Annotated in this window: 26 protein-coding genes; 9 read left to right on the top strand and 17 right to left on the bottom strand. The window is 60.9% G+C overall.

The genetic code is table 11. The annotated features are described in order from the left end of the window. Positions 1–6: 6 nt before the first annotated feature. A complete protein-coding gene (locus tag Q3Y53_RS02220) occupies positions 7–798 on the bottom strand; it encodes an HAD-IIB family hydrolase (RefSeq protein WP_303532328.1) in 792 nt (263 codons plus the stop codon). Beyond that, positions 795–2,522, bottom strand: a complete 1,728-nt coding sequence (locus Q3Y53_RS02215; protein ID WP_303532326.1) for an alpha-amylase family glycosyl hydrolase — start codon at positions 2,520–2,522, stop codon at positions 795–797. The genes Q3Y53_RS02220 and Q3Y53_RS02215 overlap by 4 nt, the downstream gene beginning before the upstream one ends. A gap of 69 nt (positions 2,523–2,591) precedes the next feature. On the opposite strand from Q3Y53_RS02215, the gene Q3Y53_RS02210 reads away from it, so the two are divergent. Further along, on the top strand, positions 2,592–3,842 hold the full coding sequence (locus Q3Y53_RS02210; protein ID WP_226425017.1) for a glycosyl transferase: 1,251 nt from the start codon (positions 2,592–2,594) through the stop codon (positions 3,840–3,842). Positions 3,843–3,859: 17 nt separating this feature from the next. On the opposite strand, the gene Q3Y53_RS13100 is transcribed toward Q3Y53_RS02210, so the two are convergent. Then, a complete protein-coding gene (locus tag Q3Y53_RS13100; RefSeq protein WP_368506428.1) occupies positions 3,860–4,162 on the bottom strand; it encodes a hypothetical protein in 303 nt (100 codons plus the stop codon). A gap of 145 nt (positions 4,163–4,307) precedes the next feature. Here Q3Y53_RS13100 and Q3Y53_RS02200 point away from each other — a divergent pair, with 145 nt between their 5' ends. Further along, complete coding sequence (locus Q3Y53_RS02200; protein ID WP_303532762.1) at positions 4,308–4,562, top strand: DUF1830 domain-containing protein; 255 nt, start codon at positions 4,308–4,310, stop codon at positions 4,560–4,562. A 33-nt stretch (positions 4,563–4,595) separates the two neighbouring features. Here the strand turns inward: Q3Y53_RS02200 and urtE are convergent, their stop codons facing one another. The 8 genes from urtE to ureE all read right to left on the bottom strand — a co-directional run bounded on the left by urtE (position 4,596) and on the right by ureE (position 11,552). Further along, positions 4,596–5,306, bottom strand: a complete 711-nt coding sequence (urtE, locus tag Q3Y53_RS02195; protein ID WP_226424635.1) for an urea ABC transporter ATP-binding subunit UrtE — start codon at positions 5,304–5,306, stop codon at positions 4,596–4,598. Next, positions 5,303–6,058, bottom strand: coding sequence for an urea ABC transporter ATP-binding protein UrtD (gene urtD / locus Q3Y53_RS02190; protein ID WP_226424636.1), 756 nt, complete (start codon positions 6,056–6,058; stop codon positions 5,303–5,305). The genes urtE and urtD overlap by 4 nt, the downstream gene beginning before the upstream one ends. Continuing rightward, positions 6,055–7,182, bottom strand: coding sequence for an urea ABC transporter permease subunit UrtC (urtC, locus tag Q3Y53_RS02185; protein ID WP_303532321.1), 1,128 nt, complete (start codon positions 7,180–7,182; stop codon positions 6,055–6,057). Before urtC ends, urtD begins: the two co-directional genes overlap by 4 nt. 4 nt (positions 7,183–7,186) lie before the next feature. Continuing rightward, positions 7,187–8,341: a branched-chain amino acid ABC transporter permease gene (locus Q3Y53_RS02180; RefSeq protein ID WP_226424638.1), complete on the bottom strand. Its 1,155-nt coding sequence runs from the start codon at positions 8,339–8,341 to the stop codon at positions 7,187–7,189. Between the two features lie 93 nt (positions 8,342–8,434). Further along, on the bottom strand, positions 8,435–9,727 hold the full coding sequence (gene urtA / locus Q3Y53_RS02175; protein ID WP_226424639.1) for an urea ABC transporter substrate-binding protein: 1,293 nt from the start codon (positions 9,725–9,727) through the stop codon (positions 8,435–8,437). Between the two features lie 111 nt (positions 9,728–9,838). Continuing rightward, positions 9,839–10,444: an urease accessory protein UreG gene (ureG, locus tag Q3Y53_RS02170; protein WP_226424640.1), complete on the bottom strand. Its 606-nt coding sequence runs from the start codon at positions 10,442–10,444 to the stop codon at positions 9,839–9,841. Next, complete coding sequence (locus tag Q3Y53_RS02165) at positions 10,444–11,115, bottom strand: urease accessory protein UreF (RefSeq protein ID WP_303532317.1); 672 nt, start codon at positions 11,113–11,115, stop codon at positions 10,444–10,446. The genes ureG and Q3Y53_RS02165 overlap by 1 nt, the downstream gene beginning before the upstream one ends. Next, positions 11,112–11,552, bottom strand: coding sequence for an urease accessory protein UreE (gene ureE, locus Q3Y53_RS02160; protein ID WP_226425019.1), 441 nt, complete (start codon positions 11,550–11,552; stop codon positions 11,112–11,114). The genes Q3Y53_RS02165 and ureE overlap by 4 nt, the downstream gene beginning before the upstream one ends. A gap of 117 nt (positions 11,553–11,669) precedes the next feature. Between ureE and Q3Y53_RS02155 the strand changes: the two genes are divergently transcribed. The 7 genes from Q3Y53_RS02155 to Q3Y53_RS02125 all read left to right on the top strand — a co-directional run bounded on the left by Q3Y53_RS02155 (position 11,670) and on the right by Q3Y53_RS02125 (position 16,383). Beyond that, entirely contained in the window at positions 11,670–12,605 is a 936-nt protein-coding gene (locus Q3Y53_RS02155) for an urease accessory protein UreD (RefSeq protein ID WP_303532759.1), read from the top strand. Positions 12,606–12,623: 18 nt separating this feature from the next. Further along, positions 12,624–12,926 carry an urease subunit gamma gene (locus Q3Y53_RS02150; RefSeq protein WP_226424642.1) on the top strand — a complete coding sequence of 101 codons (303 nt, stop codon included), beginning with the start codon at positions 12,624–12,626 and terminating at the stop codon, positions 12,924–12,926. A gap of 10 nt (positions 12,927–12,936) precedes the next feature. Further along, positions 12,937–13,257, top strand: a complete 321-nt coding sequence (locus Q3Y53_RS02145; protein WP_303532315.1) for an urease subunit beta — start codon at positions 12,937–12,939, stop codon at positions 13,255–13,257. Between the two features lie 3 nt (positions 13,258–13,260). Further along, the gene (gene ureC, locus Q3Y53_RS02140; RefSeq protein ID WP_303532312.1) at positions 13,261–14,970 is read left to right on the top strand and encodes an urease subunit alpha; all 1,710 of its coding nucleotides are present in this window, start codon (positions 13,261–13,263) and stop codon (positions 14,968–14,970) included. A gap of 14 nt (positions 14,971–14,984) precedes the next feature. Next, positions 14,985–15,725 (top strand): type 1 glutamine amidotransferase, encoded by a 741-nt coding sequence (locus tag Q3Y53_RS02135; protein WP_303532310.1) that lies wholly within the window; start codon positions 14,985–14,987, stop codon positions 15,723–15,725. Positions 15,726–15,916: 191 nt separating this feature from the next. Continuing rightward, positions 15,917–16,084, top strand: a complete 168-nt coding sequence (locus tag Q3Y53_RS02130; protein ID WP_226424645.1) for a DUF4278 domain-containing protein — start codon at positions 15,917–15,919, stop codon at positions 16,082–16,084. A gap of 74 nt (positions 16,085–16,158) precedes the next feature. Then, positions 16,159–16,383: a hypothetical protein gene (locus Q3Y53_RS02125; RefSeq protein ID WP_368506427.1), complete on the top strand. Its 225-nt coding sequence runs from the start codon at positions 16,159–16,161 to the stop codon at positions 16,381–16,383. A gap of 77 nt (positions 16,384–16,460) precedes the next feature. Here the strand turns inward: Q3Y53_RS02125 and Q3Y53_RS02120 are convergent, their stop codons facing one another. The 6 genes from Q3Y53_RS02120 to Q3Y53_RS02095 form a co-directional block, all read right to left on the bottom strand. Next, a complete protein-coding gene (locus Q3Y53_RS02120) occupies positions 16,461–17,135 on the bottom strand; it encodes a DUF1028 domain-containing protein (protein WP_226424646.1) in 675 nt (224 codons plus the stop codon). Beyond that, positions 17,132–18,433, bottom strand: coding sequence for a Zn-dependent hydrolase (locus Q3Y53_RS02115; RefSeq protein WP_303532306.1), 1,302 nt, complete (start codon positions 18,431–18,433; stop codon positions 17,132–17,134). The genes Q3Y53_RS02120 and Q3Y53_RS02115 overlap by 4 nt, the downstream gene beginning before the upstream one ends. 79 nt (positions 18,434–18,512) lie before the next feature. Then, positions 18,513–20,537, bottom strand: coding sequence for an asparagine synthase (glutamine-hydrolyzing) (gene asnB, locus Q3Y53_RS02110; RefSeq protein ID WP_303532303.1), 2,025 nt, complete (start codon positions 20,535–20,537; stop codon positions 18,513–18,515). Between the two features lie 9 nt (positions 20,538–20,546). Then, positions 20,547–21,662, bottom strand: a complete 1,116-nt coding sequence (locus Q3Y53_RS02105) for an aspartate carbamoyltransferase (RefSeq protein ID WP_303532301.1) — start codon at positions 21,660–21,662, stop codon at positions 20,547–20,549. A 307-nt stretch (positions 21,663–21,969) separates the two neighbouring features. Beyond that, positions 21,970–23,400: a sodium:solute symporter family protein gene (locus Q3Y53_RS02100; protein ID WP_226424650.1), complete on the bottom strand. Its 1,431-nt coding sequence runs from the start codon at positions 23,398–23,400 to the stop codon at positions 21,970–21,972. After that, complete coding sequence (locus Q3Y53_RS02095; RefSeq protein WP_006850406.1) at positions 23,390–23,515, bottom strand: hypothetical protein; 126 nt, start codon at positions 23,513–23,515, stop codon at positions 23,390–23,392. Before Q3Y53_RS02095 ends, Q3Y53_RS02100 begins: the two co-directional genes overlap by 11 nt. Positions 23,516–23,680: the final 165 nt, after the last annotated feature.

Below are 23,680 nucleotides of genomic sequence, written 5' to 3'. Positions count from 1 at the left end.
GATGGCCTAGATCCGAAGAATCCGGCGCACAGCCTCATCCCATCCGCTGGCATGGGGAGCTGCCGCCAGCTGGAAACGCCCGGCAGCGATCCCTGAACTCAACTCGGAATGGGGTCCGTCGGGCCCGGGCACAACGACAGCGATGTCGGCCACCTCGAGCAACGGCAGATCGTTGGGGGAATCCCCCAAGGCCAAGACCTTCACGTGCTCAGCACCCAGATGACGCTTCAGGGTGGCCAAGGCCTTGCCTTTGCTGATGCCTGGGCCCAGCAGATGACCCATGCGGTTGCCCTGCACCACCGTCAGGCCCATCCGCTGCACCAGGGCCTCAAGCCGGCGACGCCCCTCCGCCGAGGGCGGAACAAAAGGCACGCTGCAGCACCGCCGCTGCGCCTGGCGCAAGGCTTCGCCGCCGAGCCCCAACAACCGCTGACCCTCCTCCTCACTGAGTTCATCCAACGGACGCAGGGGCTCGCCCAACTCACTCTGCAGAAGCTGCAACTGGGGCTTGAGCTCCGTCCACTCCGGGCCCAATGGCAGCTCCCAGGGCTCCCCTACTGGGGTTTCCCCGTGCACGGCGCCACCGTTTTCAACAATGTACGGGTCATGAAGCCCCGCCTCTGCACGAAAGCCGCGCACTTCCTCCGCCGTTTTGCTGGTGCACGGAATCACTGGAATCCGCTGCTGTTGCAGCTGGCGGATCAGATCCTTAGCCGGCGACCAGTCGTAGCTGTGATCCAGCAACGTGCCGTCGAGATCGGTCACCACCCACCACGCCGTCTCCACACTCGCGGTCATGGCTGAACCAACCAATGCACCGCATAAGGCTCTAGCGAATGCAACTGATGTGGTGCGAACACATGACCGCTCAGGCAATCGGCCCAGGGCTGGTTCAGATCGCCACCCAAGCGACTGAGGCGCAAGCTGAGGCGCGCTGCCGTGATGTTGTGAACGGCCACCAGCGTTTCCCCACCGCGGCAACGCTGCATGATGACGCGATCACTGCGATCCGCACTCAGCACCGTCATCGGGGCATCCGGGTGCAAGGCCGGATGCACAGCCCGCTCAGCCAGAGCCCGCCTCAGCACCGGGAGCAGGGCTGATGCATCGGCATCGGGATCCGCCAGGCGTCGCTCCAAGGCTTGGGCCGTGAACTGGGGCCGATTGAGATCCCGTCGATGGCCCGTGCGGCGAAAGCGGGTCAGATCATTGGGAGCCGCCAGCAACGCCGGCAGATAGAAGGCGGGGACCCCGGGCAAGGCCAGGATCAACAGTTGGGTGAGCAGGAACCGCTCCCGTTGGAGATAAGTGGGATCAATCCCCCCATCCGCCATGGCACTCCACCAGCTGATGTTGATCTCGTAGGGAACTTCGTCGCCGGAGCTCAGCATCCTGTGGCTGACCAGTCCACCCCGCTGTTCACAACCGATCAACAGCTGGAGCAAGCGCTTCTGGGGCATCAGGCCCTCCAGGGGCCTCAAGCCGATGCCGTCGTGACAGGCGGTGAAATTGAGCAGCCCTGTCTGCGGAGGCAGGTCGGGCCAACGACTCAGCCAGGCATTGAGAAGGTCGGCACGGCCACTGACGCTGGCCTCAAGCAGCAAGGGCGGCAAGGGAAAGTTGTAGGCCAGATGCGCTTCATCACCACTCCTCAAATAGGAGAGGTTTTCCTGCTCCGGCACGTTGGTCTCGGTGACCACAACGCCATCGGGTCCCACCTGATCGAGCAGCAGGCGCAGCACCTTCACCAGTTGATGGGCCTGCTGCAGATGGATGCATGAGGTGTGGGGTTCCTTCCAGACGAAACCCACGGCATCCAGACGGATCCAACGCACCCCATGCCCAGCCATGCGCTGCATCAGGCGGGCAAAGCCAAGCAGCACCTCCGCAGAACGCCAGTTGAGATCCACCTGATCGGGACCAAAGGTGGTCCAGACCTGGCGCGCGCCCTTAGGCCCCCTCAATTGCGTGAACAGATTGGAACTGCGCGGACGAACAACATCCGCCCAGCACGGATCAGGCGCGGCCTCCAGCACACAGGAGCGGCCGGGCTGTTCATCCCGCATGAACTGCTGCACCCAGGGGTGAGAGGCCGACACGTGATTGAGAACGAGGTCGGCCATCAGCCGTCGGCCCTGCGCCAAAGCAGCGAGGTCGCTCCAATCACCGAAACGAGGCTCGAGCTTGGTGTGGCTGGCCACCGCAAAGCCACCATCACTGGTGGATTGCAGGAACGGCAGCACATGAACCACCGCTGCGAAGGGATGCAGATGGCGATTCACAAACGACTTCAGCGCTTGAAGACCAGGCACACCCGCGTCAGCAATGGTGTCGGCGTAGGTGATCAAGACCACATCGCTGCCTGTCCAGCGGTCCATGGGTTCTGCCATATCGCCATCTCCTGACGATTGGCTCAAGATCTGCAGCAATTGCGACGACAACTCCTGGCCATCCCCGGAAGAATCATTCGGGTACAAATGGCCAAGCAGGGTCCGCAGCGTTTCGTCGCGCGGGGGCTGCATCGCCTTCCTCCTCAACACCGTTCAGGTATGGGGCAGGACTCTGACCTCTGTTGTTGCATCGAACACCACATGGATTTTCAGCAGGGCCTGATCAGCACCGTCCATGACTACAGCTTGGGCAATCTCGATGCGGTTGCCTTCAACCGGGAGCTGAGTCAGCGACCCACCACCCTGCTGATCCCCTGCCTGATGGAGGAATTCAGCCGACCAGCCTTAGGCCTGATTCGAGACACACTTTCAGGTCTGAAGGGGCTCAACGAGCTGGTGGTGGCGTTGGCGGCCACCAGCGCCGAAGACGTCAAAGCGGCAGAAAAGTTTTTCGAAGGGATGCCCTTCCCCGTTCGGGTGCACTGGACCAACGGCCCCGCCGTCCGGGACTTGCTCGAATCCGTCGGTGAACTGGGGCTCGACGTGACCGGACCACCGGGCAAGGGCTGGGCCGTCTGGCAGGGGCTCGGGGTGGCATGCCAAGACGCTGAGGTGGTTGGCCTGTTCGATGCCGACATCAGAACCTTTGGATCGGCATATCCAGAGCGCATGCTCCGCCCCCTGCTGGATCGATCCCACGGCATTGCCTACGTGAAGGCGTTCTACAGCCGTCTTTCCCTCGAGACCCAAGCGCTTCAGGGCCGAGCGACCCGTCTCTTTGTCGGCCCACTGCTGGCCAGCCTGGAACAGGTTTTCGGCCCCCTGCCCTACTTGGCGTATCTCCAGTCATTCCGCTATCCCCTGGCTGGCGAATTCGCCTTCACCACCGATCTGGCGATGAATCTGCGGATCCCGTCGGACTGGGGACTGGAGGTGGGCCTGCTGTCTGAGGTGTATCGCCATGTGGCCTCCAGCCGAATTGCTCAAGTTGATCTGGGGTTGTTCGACCACAAACACAAGGAGCTGGGTCAGCAACCCAGCGAAGGCCTGCAACGCATGGCAGGCGAAATTTTCGGCACGGTGTTGCGCGGCCTGATGGAACACGAAGGTTGCGTGATGTCGATGGATCAACTGCCGACACTTGAAGTGCTTTACCGGCGAGTTGGCGAGGATCGCGTGCGGCAATTCGGCCTTGATTCAGCGATCAATCGGTTGCCTTACGACCGCCACGGCGAAGAACTGGCTGTTCAAAACTTCGCCGGCCTCCTACGCCCCGGCCTGGCAAAACTGATGCAAGCACCGATTGCCCATCAACTGCCCAGCTGGTCGCGACTGCGCAGCTGCAATTCAGCGCTTCAAGCTGATCTGGCAGCAGCAGGCCAGGCAGATCGCACATCCCTGAAACGGCCGAACCACAACCCGCAACGTTTGACCTCTGAGCTCGCTGCATAAAGCCAACGCGTCAAGCCTCAGCTCAACTGATCGCGCTGGCGGGTCACCCAAGCTGTTGCAGCGCGCTGGGAATGCCATGCCTGAAGCAATTGTTTGGCCAACACTTGCAGCTGTTGTGGATCGAGGGTTGATTCAATCGCGCGATTCATCCGCTCGACATCGAATTGCTGAGTCACACTCAGGCTGACTGATTCTTCCATCCCGCAATCCCCCATATCGACAAAACAATCATGCAAACAGCGGCAAAAAAGATTTGTTTCAATCGAAACGAAAGAGTCGCGATGTTTGATCTTCAAAACCCTGAGCGGCACCCACCCCACCAAGGGGCGACCGGAATCGTGATGATCGATACAAAAGCAATCAACTCTGTATCAACTCATCTGTACCAAATCTAAAGGCGTCCTGATTCGGTGATCAATCAAACACTTCACTTGCCAAGGGGACATGAGATTGGCAGCATTCAAGATGCTCAAAATGATTGAGTGCGTTTACCAAAACGACACCAGCCGGATGGTGATCGTGAAATGCATTGGTGCCAACCACTTCTATCGAGAGAAGGTGGTGATGCCCACGGAGGTTTTTTGGTTCCAAGCGCCCAAGGATGCGCGCTTAGAAATCTGGAAAATGTCGCTGACAGGGCAGATGCTTCACGTTCGTGCCGATGTGAGCGACTACGCCACGAATGAAGAGCCTGCGACCGAATCCCTCTGGGCCAGCTGAACTGACCCAGGAGAAGCCATCAAGAGCGAAGCCCTAAACGCTCAGGAACTGGTCAACAACCGTCTGACTGAGTTCGCTAGTTGAACCACTAGCAACAATGCCGCCACGTTGCATGGCGTAGTAGCGGTCAGCCTGGCGAACGAAATGGAGATGTTGCTCCACCAGCAACACCCCAATCCCGGTGTCGGCGATGATTCGCCGAACAGCAGCTTCAATGTCTTGAACAATGTTGGGCTGAATGCCCTCGGTGGGCTCATCCAACAGCAGCAACTTTGGCTTGCCAAGCAACGCACGGGCAATGGCCAATTGTTGTTGCTGACCCCCACTCAAATCCCCGCCCTTGCGCGGTAGAAACTCCTGAAGAATCGGAAACAGCTCATATACGAATGGATCGATGTGGCGATTCCGCGCCAATCCACCCGGCAACGCCTCCATCCCCAAAAGCAAGTTTTCTTCAACTGTGAGCTGGGGAATGATCTCGCGACCTTGCGGCACGTAGCCAATCCCGGCCCGAGCGCGCTGATGGGGAGCCTGACGATCCAGTTGAGAACCGTCGAGCGCCATGGTTCCGGAGCGAGGGCGCAACAGACCGATCAGTGATTTCAACAGGGTGGTTTTACCCACACCATTGCGACCGATCAAACACACCATCTCGCCCGATTTCACGCTGAGATCAACATCCCGAAGAATGTGACTTTCACCGTAAAAAGTGTTGAGGCCTTGGATCTCCAGCAAATTCGTCATGGCGTCTCCTCCTCAGTGGTGCCGAGATAAACCTCAATCACCCGGGGATCGGCCTGCACCTGATCCATCGTGCCCTCACAAAGAACATGACCCTGGTGCAGCACCGTCACCGGACTTTCAAGTCGTCGAATGAATTCCATGTCGTGCTCAATCACCAACACGGTGTGATCCCCCGCCAACGACTTGAGCAGATCCGCCGTCAAATCGGTCTCCTCGTCCGTGAGCCCAGCCACCGGCTCATCCACCAGCAACAGGTCGGGATCCTGGCCCACCAGCATGGCGATCTCAAGCCACTGTTTCTGGCCATGGGACAACGACCCAGCAGCCCAATCGGCACGGTTCTGCAGATTGACAATGCTCATCAAGTGATGAACACGGTCTCGCTGCTGCCCATTCAGGCCCCTCACCAGCAATGACCAGGGCTGCTTCGGCTGGCTCACCGCCAGAGCCAAGTTCTCCTGAACGCTGAGCTTCTCAAAAACACGAGGGCTCTGAAACTTGCGGCCGATGCCGAAGCGCGCGATGCGGTGCTCCCGTTTTCCCACCAGAGAGCGTCCCTTGAACACCACATCCCCTTCAGTAGGAGCGGTCTTGCCGGTAATCACATCGAGGAACGTGGTCTTGCCGGCGCCATTCGGACCGATCACAGCGCGCAGCTCCCCAGGCTGAAGGCTGAGGTTGAGATCGCGGAGCGCCAAAAAGCCATCAAAACTGACGGTGATTTGGCGCAACTCCAATAAAGCTGTACTCATGACTGAACCTCTTCCTGACCTTCAAGATCGAGACGTGGATAGGTCTCACTCCGACGGGCAATGCCGAATCGGTTGAGCCAATTGCGAGGGCCATCACCTCGGAACCAACCAATGACGCCCTCAGGCAAGGCGGTCACCACGAGGATGAACAGGCCCCCTTGGATGAACAGCCAACTCTGGGGGAGCGCTTCGCTCACCAAACTCTTGGCGTAGTTGATGACTACGGCGCCAAGAATGGCTCCCACAAGCGTGCCTCGACCACCCACTGCAACCCAGATCACCATCTCAATCGAGAAGGGAACAGTCATGTACTGCGGCGAAACGATGCCCGACTGAACGGTGTAAAGCGCACCACCAATTCCTGCCAAACCACCAGCGATGGCGAAGACGATCGTCTTGAACAGAGTTGGGTTGTAACCCGCAAAGCGCAGCCGAGGTTCGTCATCGCGAATGGCGATCAACACATCACCGAACCGGCCCCGCACCACCCAGCGCAGAAGCAGCCAGGCCAGGATCACCACCACAGAGGTCAACCAGAAGAAACCCCGCTGCATCTCCGGGGAACCCACCATCTGTCCGAACAGCTGGGTTACATCGGTTTTAAGACCGTTGGTGCCATTAATCAGCTTCTGCTGTCCGTTGAAGAAATTGAAGAAAACGAGCAGGGCAGCCTGGGTGAGGATCGAGAAGTAGACCCCCTTGATCCGGTTGCGGAACACCAGGTTGCCGAGCACAGCGGCCAAGACGGCTGGAACCAGCCAGATCGCCACCAGGGTGAACAACGGGGAATGGAACGGTTCCCAGAAGGCGGGCAAACGATCCAAGCCGTAGAGGCTGAAGAACTCGGGAATGCCATTGGGAAGATCACCCGAGCTGTTCAGCTGCAGATACATGGCTGCCACGTAGCCGCCAAGGGCAAAAAAGATGCCCTGGCCAAGGCTGAGCAAACCGGTGAAGCCCCAGATCAAGTCGATGCCCAGGGCAACGATCGCCAGGGAGAGGAAGCGACCCAACAAATTCAGCCGAAACACCGGCAGAACAGCAGGCGCAGCAACGATGGCCGCAACGATCACCACCCAAAGGATGATCAAGGACCAACGACGTTGTTGAAATGCTTGGAACATCAGATCAAGCCTCCACCATGCGTCCCTTCTGCGGGAATAGACCCGCGGGACGGAATTGAAGGAACACCACGATCAGAGCGAACACCATCACTTGAGCCATGCTCGTGGTGGCAAAGAAATTCACCGCACCGGCCAGGGGAGCCGGCATGTCAGGCCAGATCGTCAGCAGTCGGCCAGCACCGATCAAGTCGGTGAGCAAGCCGATGGCAAAGGAAGCGAGCACGGTGCCCAACAGGTTTCCGACGCCACCGAGCACCACCACCATGAAGCAGCCCACGATGTAAGACCCGCCCACGTTGGGGCCCACCGAACCCAGCAGGGAAACAGCCACCCCCGCCACCCCGGCCAGACCGGAGCCGATGCCAAAGGTGAGCACATCAACGGTGTCGGTGGGGATCCCCAGGCAATCACTCATCGAACGGTTCTGGGTAACGGCACGAATACGCATGCCCCACACGCTTTTGTTGAGGAACCACGTCACCCCAACCACAGCAACGATCGTGATCACGATGATCACCAGACGCGGCACAGGAAAGGTGATGTCTATGAATTCGATCCCACCGCGCATCCATTTGGGTGCCGTCACATCCACGTTGCGGGAGGTGGCTCGGGCGATGCGGCTGATTTGTGAAGCCAGGCCACCCGCCAACAGCACGCCTCCCAGGGCGGAAACAGCCCAACTCCCCGCACGCACCAAGCGTGCTCGAGGCCCCGCCAGGAGAGAGGAGGGAAGCAGCAGCGGGAGGCCAAAGCCCAGCACCAGCGCCAGGATCAGGCCGGCGGCATGAGCCAAGGGAACACTCCGCACAAACTGCTGAAGAATCAAGCTGACACCCCATGTCGCCAACAACGTCTCCAGCGGGTTGCCGTAGAGCCGGCGAATCACGGTGCGTTCCAGCAGGATGCCGACCACACCACTGACGATGAAAGCCAGGGGAAGCGCCACCAGCACGTAGGCGTAGTAAACCGGCTGCAGAGCAGGAAGCTTGAAGATCAGCTGCACCACGTAGGTGGTGTAGGCCCCAAGCATGATCAGCTCGCCATGGGCGAGGTTGATCACGCCCATGAGGCCAAAGACAATGGCCAGTCCGAGGGCGGCCATCAGCAGCACCGAGCCGATGGCAACACCGTTGAACAGGCTTTCGAGAAGCAGTTGCACAGACGTGTGAAACGAAGCGTTCAATGAAACGACGAAAGGAGGAGCCCGTCACCGGGCTCCTCCCTGGAGAGCAATCAGGCTGTGATCAAAAGATCAGAGCTTGTACTTCTCGCCCTTGGCGGCATCGGTCCAGTCGCAAGCGAAGCCCTTGGAGCTGGGCTCGAACTGGTTCCAGGCCTGAGGCGCCACAGGACCGTCGGTGGATTCGAGGATCTCGAACTGACCGTCAGCAGTGATCTGGCCAATGCGCACGGTCTGGGACAGGTGGTGGTTAGGCATCACCGTCACAGGACCCTGAGGCGCGTCGAACTCGATGCCGACCAGGGCCTCACGCACCTTGTCGTCGTCGAAGCTGTTGGCCTTCTCGACAGCCTTCTTCCAGAGGTAAACCATGTTGTAGGCCGACTCCTGAGGGTCAGCGACCTGCCGGTCGGCGCCGTACTTGGCCTTGAAGTCAGCAGCGAACTTCTTGGATGCCGGGGTGTCGATCGACATCATGTAGTTCCAAGCGCCGTAGTGGCCCTCAAGGAACTCAGAACCGATGGTGCTGATCTCCTCTTCCGCAATGGAGTAGCTCATCACGTAGTAGCCGTTATCGGGGGTGATGCCGGCGTCCTGGATCTGCTTGAAGAAGGCAACGTTCTGGTCACCGTTCAGGGTGTTGATGATCACACCGCCGTCAGGCAGGGCCTTCTTGATCTTGGCGATGATCGGAGCAACCTCGGTGTTGCCCAGGGGCAGATAGTCCTCACCGACCACTTCGCCACCCAGGGACTTGAGCTGTTCCTTGGTGATGGTGTTGGAGGTGCGGGGGAAGACGTAGTCCGAACCCACGAGGAAGAAGGGCTTGCCAGCAGCAGGCGACTTCTCATACATGAACTTGGTGGCAGGCTCCGACTGCTGGTTCGGAGTTGCACCGGTGTAGAAGATGTTGTTGGAACACTCCTGACCCTCGTACTGAATCGGGTAGTAGAGGAAGGCGTCCTTCGACTCGTACACAGGCAGCATCGCCTTGCGGCTGGCGGAGGTCCAACCACCGAAAACGACGGGCACCTGATCCTGGTCGATCAGCTTCTTGGACTTCTCAGCGAAGGTGGGCCAGTCGGAGGCACCGTCCTCGACGATGTACTCGATCTTGTACTTCTTACCGTCAACCTCGACGCCACCGGCGGCGTTGATCTCATCGATCGCCATTTTCTCGGTGTCCACCAGGGTGGACTCGGAGATGGCCATGGTGCCGGTCAGCGAGTGCAGGATGCCGACGGTGACGCTGTCGTCGTAATCAACGTTGGCAGCCTTGTCATCGCCACCGCAAGCGGTCACGGCAAGACCCAGCGACGCCGCGGCCATGCCGGCAAACAGACGCTTAGAAAGTGAAGAGCTCATGGTGTTCCACAACACAGGGATGTGCCTGACGGCAGCTGACGGAAGGTACGAATCAGCACGCCCTTGCTTTGGTATCAATCAGAACCAAATGGCGAGACCAGCGGCTGCGGATCAACGATTCGGTAGCTGTTGCAACAAGAAGCCCACCACCTGCTCCAAACCTTCGCCGCTGTGGAGATTGGTGAAACACCAGGGCCGGTCTCCACGCATTCGCAGGGTGTCCTGTTCCATCACCGAAAGATCGGCACCAACCTGGGGAGCCAGATCAATCTTGTTGATCACCAGCAGATCAGAGCGGGTGATGCCAGGCCCCCCTTTACGGGGAATCTTGTCGCCAGCTGCCACGTCGATCACATAGATGCAGAGATCCACCAGTTCAGGACTGAAGCTCGCCGCCAGGTTGTCGCCACCGCTTTCAACCAGAACAAGATCCAGGTCAGGGAATTGCGCCTCCAGCTCTGCCACAGCGGCTCTATTGATCGAGCAGTCTTCGCGGATCGCCGTGTGGGGGCAACCACCCGTCTCCACTCCACGGATCCGCTCTGGATCCAGGGCACCGGCACGGGTGAGGAACTGGGCATCCTCCTGGGTGTAGATGTCATTGGTGACCACCGCGAGCTGCAGGTCGTCGCGCAAGCGGCGACAGAGCGCCTCCACCAGTGCGGTCTTGCCGGATCCCACAGGACCCGCCACCCCCAGGCGCAGTTTGCTGCTCATCAGCTTCGAAACAGGCGTGAATACAGCTCAGCATGGGCAAGCTGCGCCATGCCCGCACCCACACCGCTGCTCCAGAGCTGCTGCGGATCGGCCGCCTGAAGCAGCTGCGCTTGCGAGGCAATCAGCGGCAGCAGCCGTTGTTGCAGCACCTGTGCTCGGGACGGACCCAACGGCAGCAGCCGGACCGAAGCACTGAGCTGATTGGCAACCCAGCCGTAGAGGTATCCCTCCACCATGTCTCCTGCTGAAACCGACAAGCCCACAGCGGCCCAGGCCCAGGCCGCTGGCCAGCTAAGGGCAACGGGTTCAGGCAAGTCGTGCCCCATGTCAGACATCAACTGCAGCAGCGACATCCCCATCTGACGCTGCTGGGCTCGCAGCTCCGCTGCTTCACGGGTGGCCAACAGCCAACCATCCAGATCGATCAGGCGCACCTTGGCCGCCGCATCGGCCTGAGTGGACCACCCCACCAAAACCTCCGCAAACGGCCTTAACGCCGCGGCTTCCAGCCGCACCGCGCCCCGTTGCAGTTCAGCCTCCAACCAAGCCTGAATGGCCTGCTCATCGGCGATGGATCCCGCCTGAATCAACACCTCCAGGCCCTCTGAATAGCTGAAGGCACCCACGGGCAGGGCCGGGCTGACCAATTGCAACAACGCCAGGGAGGTCATCCGTGCTGATGGCCTCCGTAGGCGCCGCCCTCAGGGGCAAACGGCTGCAGACAGCGGCTGACCGTCAATCCACGCCCTTCCAGCATCGTGGCGAGCACGGAATCCTCAGGCAGCAACAGCTCCTGCTCATGCAGCTCCAGGGCGACATGTCGATTGCCCAGGTGATAGGCCGCCTGCAACAGCTCCAGGGGATGCGAGCCCTGCACCCGCAGCAACGCTTCCGGCGCTGCCGTCACCTCAACAACGGTCGACCCAGACTGATCCCCCAGCAAATCACCCGGCTGCAGCGATCCCACACGAGGCAACTGCAGCAGCACCGGACAACCGCAAGAAGTGGTGCGACGACCACGGAGCACCGTGCGCTCTTCGGCCGTCAACGGCAACTGCAGGGTTGCCGTGGCACTGCTGTTCTGCAGGCGCTGCTCCAGCACGACCATCGCATCCGTCACGAGCACCTCCTCTCCAGATCCATAACGAAAGCGTGCCGATCAATCACCAGCACTTTGGTGTGCATTGCTACAGAGTTGAAGCCGATGGCGGCGGAGCGTGAGGCCATGCAACGTCTTGATCCTTGGCACGGCCACTGCAACCTGCAGTTTCATGCCACCAACGGCAGCACCAAACACCAGGGGGGCTGCACAGCTCCATTCAAGTTGCTCCGAAGTGAACGCGGTGATGACGGACGCTGTGAGCTGCCGGTGCTGCACACCGCTGGAGGCCTGGTGGGCGGCGATCAACTCAGCCTGGACATCAAGCTTGAAGCCAACAGCCGCTGCCTAATCACCAGCGTGGCGGCGCAAAAGGTTTATGGATCCATCGGCCGCAGCCGCCTGCAACCCGAGGGTTGCTTTGCCCATCAACAGGTGCGCTGCTCGCTGGCCAGCGGCAGTGATCTCGAATGGCTGCCGCAGGAACTGGTGTTGTACGCCGATGCCTTGTTCGAGCAGCAGCTGACGGTGACCCTGCCCCAAGACGCCTCCTTTCTCAGTGCAGAGATCGTGCGCTTGGGCCGAACCGCCGCTGCTGAAACCCTGCAGCAGGGACGTTGGCGGTCGAGCCTCACCATTCAGCGCCTCGCGGCCAGCAGCTCAACCTGGGAGCTGGCGGATCGTGTGGAACTCGGCGACGCCAGCCTGGACAGCCCGCACGGGTTGGGAGGAGCCCCGGTGTTCGGAACACTGGTTTGGGCGGCGCCGATGACCATGGGCACCGAAACAACAGCAACGCTGCTGGAGGGAGCGCGGGCCGACCGAGAGGGACTGACGGGGACGATGCGCTGCGGTGCCCTCAATCAGGGCCTGATCGCCCGCTATTCAGGCGAATCGAGCCGTGATGCCCGCTTCTGGTTCAGTCGAATCTGGGAGCGAACGCGAATGCTCCGGGAGCTGAAACGGCCTCGCATCCCCAGGGTCTGGCCCCTGCAGGAAGAGCCTCTGCGCCGACAAACGTCCACTGTGAACGCTTTCGAGGCTGCTGCAGAGACACACTGAAGGAGACCGAGCTTCGCCATGCATCTCAGTCCCCAGGAAAAGGACAAGCTCCTGATCGTGACCGCGGCACTGCTTGCCGAGCGGCGCTTGAACCGTGGCCTCAAGCTCAACCACCCCGAAGCAGTGGCCTGGCTCAGTTTTCTGGTGTTGGAAGGCGCCCGTGACGGCAAGAGCGTGGCGGAGCTGATGCAGGAAGGCACCACCTGGCTGCGTCAGGACCAGGTGATGGAAGGCGTGCCCGAGCTCATCCATGAGGTGCAGATCGAAGCCGTCTTCCCCGATGGCACAAAGCTCGTCACCCTGCACGACCCGATTCGCTGAGGCAGAACCCATGGCACCTCTCATTCCAGGCGAACTGCTTCCCGAACCGGGTGAACTGGAGCTGAATGCAGGCCGACCCGTCACCACGCTGAGCGTCTCCAACAGAGGCGACCGGCCGGTGCAGGTGGGCTCCCATTTCCATTTCGCCGAAGCCAACGCCGCCCTGCAGTTCGACCGGGCCGCAGCCCGCGGTCAACGGCTCGACATCCCCGCCGGCACCGCCATCCGTTTCGAACCCGGCGACAGCCGTGACGTGCACTTGATTCCCTTCGCCGGTGCGAGACGCGTCATCGGCTTCAACGGCCAGATCAACGGACCCCTCGACGCCTGACCCATGCCCTACCGCATCTCCCGCCAGGCCTACGCCGAGACCTACGGACCCACCACAGGCGACAGGGTTCGTCTGGCCGACACCGATCTGATCCTGGAAGTCGAGAAGGACTACACCGTCTACGGCGATGAGGTGAAGTTCGGCGGTGGAAAGGTGATCCGCGACGGCATGGGCCAATCCCAGACCCCTCGAGCCGAGGGCGCCGTCGACACGGTGATCACCAATGCCCTGATCCTCGACTGGTGGGGCATCGTCAAAGCCGATGTCGGCCTCAAGGACGGCCGGATCGTCGGCATCGGCAAAGCCGGTAACCCCGACACCCAAGAAGGGGTGACGATCGTGGTGGGTCCAGGCACCGAAGCCATCGCAGGGGAAGGACACATCCTCACGGCCGGTGGCATCGACACGCATATCCACTTCATCTGCCCCCAGCAGATCGAAACCGCTCTGGCCAGCGGCGTCACCACGCTGATGGGCGGCGGCACCGGACCAGCCACCGGCACAAATGCCACCACCTGCACCCCCGGCGCCTTCCACATCGGGCGGATGCTCCAGGCCGCTGAAGGCCTGCCGGTGAACCTGGGCTTTTTCGGCAAGGGCAATGCCAGCACCTCGGAAGCACTGGAAGAACAGGTGCGCGCCGGCGCCTGCGGCCTGAAGCTGCATGAAGACTGGGGCACCACGCCAGCCACGATCGATGCCTGTCTATCGGTGGCAGATCGGATGGATGTGCAGGTTTGCATCCACACCGACACCCTGAATGAGGCCGGCTTCGTGGAAGACACGATCGCCGCCATCAAGGGACGCACGATTCACACCTTCCACACCGAAGGTGCCGGCGGCGGCCATGCCCCGGACATCATCAAGATCTGCGGCGAGGCCAACGTGCTGCCGAGCAGCACCAACCCCACCCGGCCTTACACCCGCAACACGCTCGAGGAGCACCTCGACATGCTGATGGTGTGCCACCACCTCGATCCGAAGATCCCCGAGGACGTGGCCTTCGCCGAATCTCGGATCCGGCGCGAAACGATCGCCGCCGAAGACATCCTTCACGACCTGGGTGCCTTCTCGATCATCGCCAGCGACTCCCAGGCCATGGGCCGCGTGGGCGAAGTGATCACCCGCACCTTTCAGACCGCCCACAAGATGAAGGTGCAGCGTGGTGCCCTACCGGAAGACTCCACTCGCAACGACAACCATCGCCTCAAGCGCTACATCGCCAAGGTGACGATCAACCCAGCGTTGGCCCACGGCATCAGCACCGAAGTGGGGTCGATCGAAACCGGCAAGCTCGCCGATCTCGTGCTGTGGAAGCCAGGCTTCTTCGGCATTCGCCCGGAACTGGTGGTGAAGGGCGGTTCCATCGTCTGGGCCCAGATGGGCGACGCCAACGCCTCAATTCCCACCCCTGGCCCCGTGCACGGCCGGCCGATGTTTGGCGCCTTCGGCAAAGCCCTCGCCCCCAGTTGTCTCACCTTCGTGAGCGAAGCAGCGATGGATGCCGACATCCAACGCCAGCTAGGGCTGGAGCGCAAATGCATGGCGGTGAAGGAGACCCGCAGCGTCGGCAAGAGCGCCCTCAAGCTGAATTCAGCACTGCCCAAGGTGAGCGTGGACCCGCAGACCTATGAGGTGTTCGCCGACGGTGAACTGCTCACCTGCGAGCCCGCCGAGGTGCTGCCCCTCGCCCAGCGCTATCTGCTGCTTTGAGCCCCACGCTGTTGGTGGTCCAACACGTTGACCACGAAGACGCCGCACTGGTGGGAGAACTGGCGCGGCAACGGGGCCTGACCCTCCAGACCCTGAGGCCCGACCGGGGCGACCCCCTGCCGGACCCCAGGACGGGTGCGAACAGCATTGCGCTGGTGCTGGGGGGACCGATGAGCGTGAACGATCACGACCAACCGGGCATGGACTGGTTGCGGCAGGAACTGGACTGGTTGACGGCTTGGCACCAGCAGCGCCGGCCGGTGCTGGGCATCTGCCTGGGGGCTCAGCTCTTGGCTGTTGCTGCAGGGGGCTGCGTGAAACCCCTGCAAGTTGGAGCACCACCACAGCATCTGAAGGAATTGGGCCTCGGCGCGATCCACTGGGTCGCGGATCCGAGCGATGAGACCCTGTTGCAGGGGCAACAAAGCAGCAGCTTGGTGCTGCATTGGCATGGCGATCGCATCCACCTGCCGGCTGATGCAACGCTGCTGGGTTCCTCGCTGCACTGTGCGGAACAGGTGTTTCGGATCGGAGCCCACGCCATTGGCCTGCAATGCCACCTCGAGGTCGACGGTGATGCGCTGCAGCACTGGATCGTCAATGACCAAGACTATGTGGTGAGTGCCCTTGGGCCCCAAGGGCCCGATCGCCTGAGCCTGGACTGGCGCAGGCTTGGCGCCACGCTCCAGGAACAAGGCCGACGCTTCTTCAATGCTGCACTTGATCAGCTGATTGACATCAGCCAGGCCCACTAATTCCTACGGATAAAAATAAACAAAACCGAAAACTTTTCTGAACAAGTATCCGCCCGAACACCACTTCGGCATTTGCAGGGGCTTCAATACTTCTGTAGCAACAGCTACCGATCGTTCACTTCGCATCGCGCGAAGCGCAGTTCGTCTCAGGCCATGGAACGGGGACCTGAGCTTGCTTCGAGGACCATCCAATGACCACCCTTCTTTATCGCGGGCATCAGTACCAGCAAAACAACGCAACTGAGGGCAAGCCTTCAGTGCAGCTGGTCTACCGCCGCAACGTGTACCAAGCCCGCCAGATCAACGGCCATAGGGCTCCGGTGCAACTCGTGTACCGCGGTGTGGGCTACACGCGCTAGGGCAACTTCTCAATCCGTAGCAACTCGAACATTCCATTTGCACGGATTGGGGCGTAATAGATCCAGCTTCAGCAATGACGTTGGATCTCATCACTACTCGCCTCGACCACGGTCTCGTGCAGGTAAACCCCTCCAGCGTGCATGGCGTGTTCTGGCTGCAAACGCACTTTCCAGCTCAGGAATGGGATGCCCTGCTGTCTGGACAAGCCGCTTTTGGCATGGATTGCATCGACGATCTGATCACTGACGCCCGTCAGGCTGGCCTGAACGTGGAGTGGGAAGCTTCCGTCCCCAGCTGAATTCCACTGAATTCAAAAAAGCCCTGCAACACCGGTGTGTGCGGGGCTTTTTTAATGGCGTTGGCGAATGTGAATGCTCAAGCCACCAAGCGGTTGAGCATGGGCAATTCCGACAGTTCATCCCTCCACTCCTGGGCCCAAAGGTCCTGACTGCGCTCGTACACCTCCATCAACTGCTCCACGGCGCGCTCGTGGAAATCAACGCGCAGATCCAGCAGTGGAAAGGCGGCTTCACCGCTCACCTGCACCGCCGCTGAGGTACAGAGATTGGAACGGTGATCACCGCCAGCCGCTTCCCCGGCTTGAAGAGCCATCATCAGGCGGCGGCCCAGTTTCAAGCTGGGGTCGCTGGTGAGAAAGGCCTGCTCCATCGCCGCCAACACGGCCTCATCCACCAAGCAATTGCCAGCAACGGACAGGTCACGCTGATGGCGATGCCCTGCCCAAGGGCCGCAATCCTGCCCCGTCCAACAGGCCGTGCGACCGTCCAGGTCAATCAGGTGAAACTGACGCCTGTCACGGTGCTGATCATCGGCAAGCAGGCTGGCCAGAACGCTCTCAGCATCCGAACTCTGCTCTAGGCGCTCCAAACCACAAATCCCCAGATAGGGATTGGTGTGGGCCTGGGTAGCGACAGCACCAACCCCTGCGCGGATGTGGGGCACGGTGGATCCAACGGCCAGATGACAGGTAGCCACAGCCACACCAAAGCGACCGTTGCTGGGGTCCCTGGCCAGGATCGAAAAGGTCACGGCAGCTGACGGTCGAGCCGCAGCAACGTTTCCAGCAGGACCGCAGTGCCCGCCCAGCACTGCTCATCGCTGGTGAACTCTGCAGCGGAATGACTCAAGCCACCCCGGCTGGGCACAAAAATCATGCCCATCGGCCAGCGACGGCCGACCTCCTGGGCATCGTGGCTGGCTCGGCTGGGGAGATGGCTGTGGGACAGGCCGAGATCGGCTGCGGCCTCAGTGATCGTGGCCATCACCAAAGCATCAGCAGGGGTGGGATCAACGCTGAACTGAGGATCCACCGCAATCGGACAGCCCGTTTCAGCACCGATGCGTTCCACCTGCTGCATCAACTCCTCCACCAACTGATCAAGAACGGTCGGATCCACATCCCTCAGGTCAACCGTCAGGGCGACAGCGCCAGGAACAACGTTGGCGGCATTGGGCCAAACCTCCAGTCGACCCACGGTCGCCACCGGATCTCCGGGATGACGGGCGGCCATGGCCTCGACGGCAAGAACAAGACGCGAGGCCGCCACGAGGGCGTCCTGTCGCAGCCCCATCGGTGTCGTGCCGGCGTGGTTGGCCTGACCCTGCACCTTGATGCTGAACCGACGCTGACCGACAACACCCTCCACAACACCAATGGCATCACCGCGTTGCTCGAGAACACCGCCCTGCTCAACATGCAATTCCAAGAAGGCGGCATAGGCCTCATCTGAGCGTCGGGCCGAAGCCAAAGACGGCCAATGCCCGCCGATGCGCGCCAGGTTGTCCTGAATCGGCTGGCCATTGCTAGTGGCATAACTCTCCGGGGCATCGGATGCCGTCCCCGTCAAACCCTTGCAACCCACCATCGTCGACTCCTCGTCGGCAAAGGCGATCAACTCGATGCCATGCCGCAGGCGGATGCTCTGGTCTTGAAGCGCGCGGCAAGCTTCCAGGCCGGCCAACACCCCCAGAGCACCGTCAAAGCGTCCACCGGTGGGAACCGTGTCGAGGTGCGACCCGGTCACCAAGGCAGGACGGTGGGGATCGAGGCCTTCCAGGCGTCCGATCAAGTTGCCAGCGGCATCAACACGCACCTGCATGCCGAGCTGCTTCATCCAGTGGGCCAGCAACTCACGACCCTGCACATCCTCAGGCGAAAACCCACGTCGACAGACGCTGCCATCGGGCTTGGCGCCAATGCTGGCCAACTGTTCAATCGTTCCGATCAGCCGGTCACGGTTCGGACGTGCGACAACTTTGCTTGGCTCGATCCCGGTAGGGGTGGTCGGAGAAGCCGAGATGAGCGTGGGCAATGCCGTGACCTTCATTTCAAACGGAGGTCAATACTCACCCGAAAACCCGTGGAACCTTGTAGCTAGCGCAACGATTTAATCCTGACCAAAGAATTCAAACGGGCATCAGCACCCGCCAGCCCAGTCGGTCCGCCTCCCGGCGGGCCAACGCGGGCACGTCTTCGGCTACAAACATGCGGTGCAGCATCTGCACACCCAGCAGGTGGTTGATCACCGCATCCATCTGCACACGCTCTGCATCGGTGGTGGCCGGGTCCTCGTGACGCGCAAACAAGGCGCGAACGCCGGCCTTGCTCAACAAACCAGCGGCATCGATCGCCTCATCACTGAGGTAATCATCGGCGAGCTGCTTCATCTGCTCCCACTTCTCAGGCTCCGTATGAGCTGGCGGCGCCATGAAGGCGAACTTCTCACGCCGGTACAACACATCCGGCAACAGGCCCGCCATGGCCTCCCGCAGCACGTATTTCTCGGTTTTTCCCTTGATCCGAAGTTCGGGCGGCACCTGCACCGCAACCGCGGCCAGATGGTGATCCAGGAAGGCCGGTCGCGCCTCCATGGAATTGGCCATGTCGACCCGGTCGCCACCCCAGGTGAGAATCTGGCCCTCCAGCATGGTCTTGATCCAGACGTACTGAGCCTTGTCCAGGGCATGGCGCCCGTCCAGTTGATCCGCATCCAGTTGCTCGGCAATCGCCTTGCCCGGGGAGTAACCCTTCAGGGCTGCAGCGTGGGACTCCGACAAAAGCTCCGGCACCAAGGGCGCGCAGGCCAGCCACGGCTGCAGACAACTAGGGGTGAAGCCGACCACAGCGTCGAGATCGGGGTCATCCACCTGATTTTCAGCCAACATCGCCCCCTTCACCAAGGCATTGGACTGCTGCAGCAAGCTTTCCCAGCTGGCGCGCTCCTGCTGCGGCAGGTCATCAAGACCGTGGAGGAACATGTCGCGGCGAAAGGCGGGATAGCCGCCGAACAGCTCATCTGAGCCTTCACCGGTCATCACAACTTTGTAGTCCACGTCGTTGACATGGCGGCTCATCAAGAACTTCGCCACCGCCAAGGTGTTGTAGATCGTTCGCTCGGCATGCCAGATGGTGCGTTCCATATGGCCATAGAGCTCCTGGCCCGAAAGACGCATCAGATCCTGCTCAGCACCCGTGGCCTCGGCCATCTCCCGGGCGATCGGCGACTCGTCGTAACGGGCGTCATCAAATCCGATCGTGAACGCCTTCACCGGCGCCTGGCTGACGGCTGACGCCAAGCCGAGGATCGAACAGCTGTCGATGCCGCCGGAGAGGTAACAACCCACGGGCACGTCGGCCACCATGCGCAGCTCAACGGCCTCCAGCAACGCCGCACGCACGGCAGCGATGTGCTCGGCCTCAGTTCGGTTGGAGTCCCGCTCGTCTTTACGCGGAAAGTCGACATCCCAGTAGGTCGACTCCGACACCTCCAGCCGCCCACTCACCCGTTGCACCTTCAGCACATGGCCGGGCTTCACCTGGTGCACCCCAGCAAAAGCCGTGGTGCCGGGAACCATGGTCTGCATCAACTGGTGAAAGAGGCCCTCCGAGGTAAAGCGTCGCTCCACCGCCGGATGGGCGAAGAGCACCTTCAACTCGGAACCGAACACCAGACCCTCGGGCGTCATCGCCCAGTACTGCGGTTTGATGCCGAAGCGATCCCGCACCAGGTAAAGGCAGTCTTCGGCTCGATCAAACAAGGCGAAGGCGAACTCACCGCGCAACAAGGGCAGAGTCGCCTCCAATCCCTGGCGCTGGTAGAGCCGGAGCAGGATCTCGGAATCGCTCTTGCTGCTAAATCGCACCCCTTGGGCGGTGAGGTCCGCCCTGATGCGCTGAAAGTCGTAGAACTCACCGTTGTGCGCCATCAGCACCTCACCGTCATCGGTGAGGAAGGGCTGCCGGGCCCGTGACTCGTTCAAATCAATGATCGAAAGGCGGGCATGGCAGAAGCCGACCCCGGCCTGATCAAGCACCTCGACGCCGAAGCCGTCGGGCCCGCGATGGGCCTGAATCGCCGCCATGTTGACCAGCAGCTGGCGGTCCACCGTCTGATGACGGTCTGCGTTGAAAACACCTCCGATTCCACACATCAGCCCGCCTCAGATCACATCCATCACGCGTTCGGCCCGGTTCACCATGCAGGTGAGCAGCGCCATCCGCAGGAACACGGCACCCCTGGCCTGGCTGAAGTACCAGTTGTGGGGCGTGTCATCCAAGCAGGTGCTCAGTTCCGCTCCCCGCGCCAAGGGGTGAAGCACGATCGCTTCCGGCTTGAACGGCATGTCGCGGGTGAGGCGAAATCCGCCGCCATGCACTTCATAAGAGTCGCCCACCCAGGCGATGGCATTGATGTAAACGACATCGAGATCGGGCACTTCAGCCTGCAGATCGGTGCTGCAGCGCACCTTCATTCCACAAGCTTCGAGCTCCTCCAACTGCCCTGGGTCGAATAGCGGCTGATCCGGCTCCAGTCCGGGGGCGTGAATCACCACCACCTCATCCACGGTCTGCGGGAATTTGGCCAGGATCCTCAGCAGTGAGCGTACCGTTCGCATCCGCGACGGAATTCCGACGATTCCAATGCGGATGCGATCAGCCGGAGCCACCTCAACTTCAGCGAGCTTGGGCCGCCACTTGAAGATCGTGTACAGATCCGCCATCGCCTGCGTCGGATGTTCATCAATGCCGTTGCCCGCATTGATGATGGGAATCCGCAGGGTTGACGTCATCGCATAAACAGCACCGGGATCGCTGTCCCGTAGCACCACGCAATCGCCGTAGTTGTTGAACATGTGGGCGACATCTTCAAGGGACTCGCCCTTAGCAATCCCCGTGGTAGCCCTGTCGGTGATGTTGATCGAACTGCCGCCAAGACGATGCCAAGCACTGTCAAATGACAGGCGGGTGCGGGTGCTCGGCTCGTAGAACGCGTTGATCAGAATCTTTCCCGTCAGCGGCGTGTTGTGGCGGCAATACCGATCTGGATTGCTCTCGAACTTCGCCGCCAAGCGGAACACCTGCAACAAGGCCTCAGGTCGAAACGGTTGGATCGACACCACATGCTGATTCACCAGATCCAGCAACGGCTCTCCGTCCTCGACAATCGCGGCCAGCAGCTCCTGGGGTTGGTTCTGCCCGTAGACATCGGGACCCATCGGCTGAAACCGAATCTGTACCGACGTCGCGTCCACGACTGCTGAATTGGCCTGTGCCATAGCGGGATCGGATCAACACTCTGTTTGCCAAACCGAGTGCTAAAGCCAGGAACTACATCTTTTACCGGTAACAACAACCACACTCCTGCGTCCACGAAGAAACAGCTTCTTAAGCAAAGATCCGGAAAAAATGTTCAGACCGTTACTAACAACTGCAGCCGTCACCACACTCGACCATTCCTCCACTCAACCCACCAAATCAGCAGCAACACGAGCACAGACAGCACCAAAGCGAGCTGACTGACCACCAGAAGAAACTGAAAGCCAGACAGGCCAACAACGCTGGCCGTCAAAGGAAGACTTTGAATCATCCCTCCTCCTGCAACAAAGTGAAGTCAAACCGTTCCGGCCAAGTGCGACTGCCGATCAGCATCACGACTGCTGACACGGCCGCCGAAAACACAGCGGCGCAGTAGGGCGCTATCAGCACATAAGCGAGCAGGCCAACAACGCTGCCGGCGAGCATGGCCGCAATGGCAGCCCTGCGATTGGCCGTGCGCCAGTACAGGCCGCAGGCCACAGGCCAGACCGTGGAGGCCACCAGTGCACCGGTGAAGAACAGCACCGACGCCAGCGAATCCAGCCGCGGCCAGGACAGCGCCAGGGTGACAACCGCCAAGCCCACCACCATCAGCCGCGCCGCCTGCTTGAGCTGCAAGTCACTGGCCTGGGGCCGCAACAGGCGGAAGTACACATCCTCCGCCAACAGATCGGCGGTGGACGCCAGCAGCGAGTCCAGGGTGGAGGTGAGCGAAGCAAACACCACCACAAACACGAGAGCCGCGCCGCCGGCCCCGAGCAGATCGGCTGCCATCACGGGGAACACCATGTTCACCTGCTCGAGAGGCAACTCACGTGCCAGGGCCACCAGGCCAATGGAGCCCGTCACCATCGGCACACTCATCCAGGCGACCCCCCCCAACACAAAGGAGGTCATCACCACCGAACGCCGGCTGGCGAAGACCCTTGACCACCAGATGTTGTTGTGAAACACCTCGCCCATTGAAAAGAGGGCGGAATTCCAGGCGATCAACAAGCCCGCCGGCAGCAGCAGATCAAGCCGATCGGGATGCCGGGCCAGCAAGGAGGCATGCACCTCAGGCATCGGGAATTGTCGGAAGGCGAGCACCGCCACCACCGCCAGCAACACCATGATCAACAGCGACTGAATGAAATCGGTGCCGATCACGGCCCGCATTCCGCCAAACAGGGTGTAGACGGTGGCGACACCAATCACCACCACCATCCCCACGTGGTAATCGAAACCTGAAAGGGCCTGCAGCAGCAGGCCAGCACCCATCGCCTGGGTCATCAGAAAGCCCAAGGTGTAGATCGCGGTGATCACCATGAACACCCACCAAGCCAGACGCCCGTAGCGCAGGCGAATGAAGTCGCCGCTGGTGCGCCCGTTGGGCATCAGCTGCTTGATCCGCGAGGCCAGGGGGGCGAACAGGATCAGGCCAAGCCCGGCCAGGGCATAGCTGAACATGCCCCAAAGCCCGGTTTTGTAGCCGAATTCAGGGGCGAGCAGGGTGGTGTTACCGGTCACCCATGAGGCCATCAACGTGGCCGTGCTCAGGGCCAGCCCGATGTTGCGCCCCGCCAGCATGTAGTCATCGGCATTGCCTTGACCGCGCCGTCCCCAGGCAATCCCGAGCGCCACCCAGAAAACAGAGAACAGCACCACCAGCGCCCAGGCGATTCCGGGCTGGAGGAAGGGAACCGAGTCAGCGGACATCCGTCGATCCCCTGCGGTTCCAATAGAGATGTCCGCGCAGAATCATCACCACCGTCGCCGCAGTCACAACGGCACCAAGGGCAAAGATCAGTCGGGCCCAGAGCAGTTCATCCAAGACGAAGACCGTTTGAACTCCAGAAACAGATAAGCAAAAGAGGTTCTCAGGCCTAACCCTGTGCCCTCCATACAGGTGCCTACGGATACCCAAACATCAAGCGATCAGCGCCCTGTCGCCGGAAATTGCGGAATGTGTAGCAACTACAACCCGAAGGGGGTTGGG

This window comes from Synechococcus sp. YX-04-1 (assembly GCF_030546365.1).
In the GTDB taxonomy this organism is placed as follows: domain Bacteria; phylum Cyanobacteriota; class Cyanobacteriia; order PCC-6307; family Cyanobiaceae; genus Parasynechococcus.
This window is presented reverse-complemented; position numbering and strand designations above follow the sequence as displayed.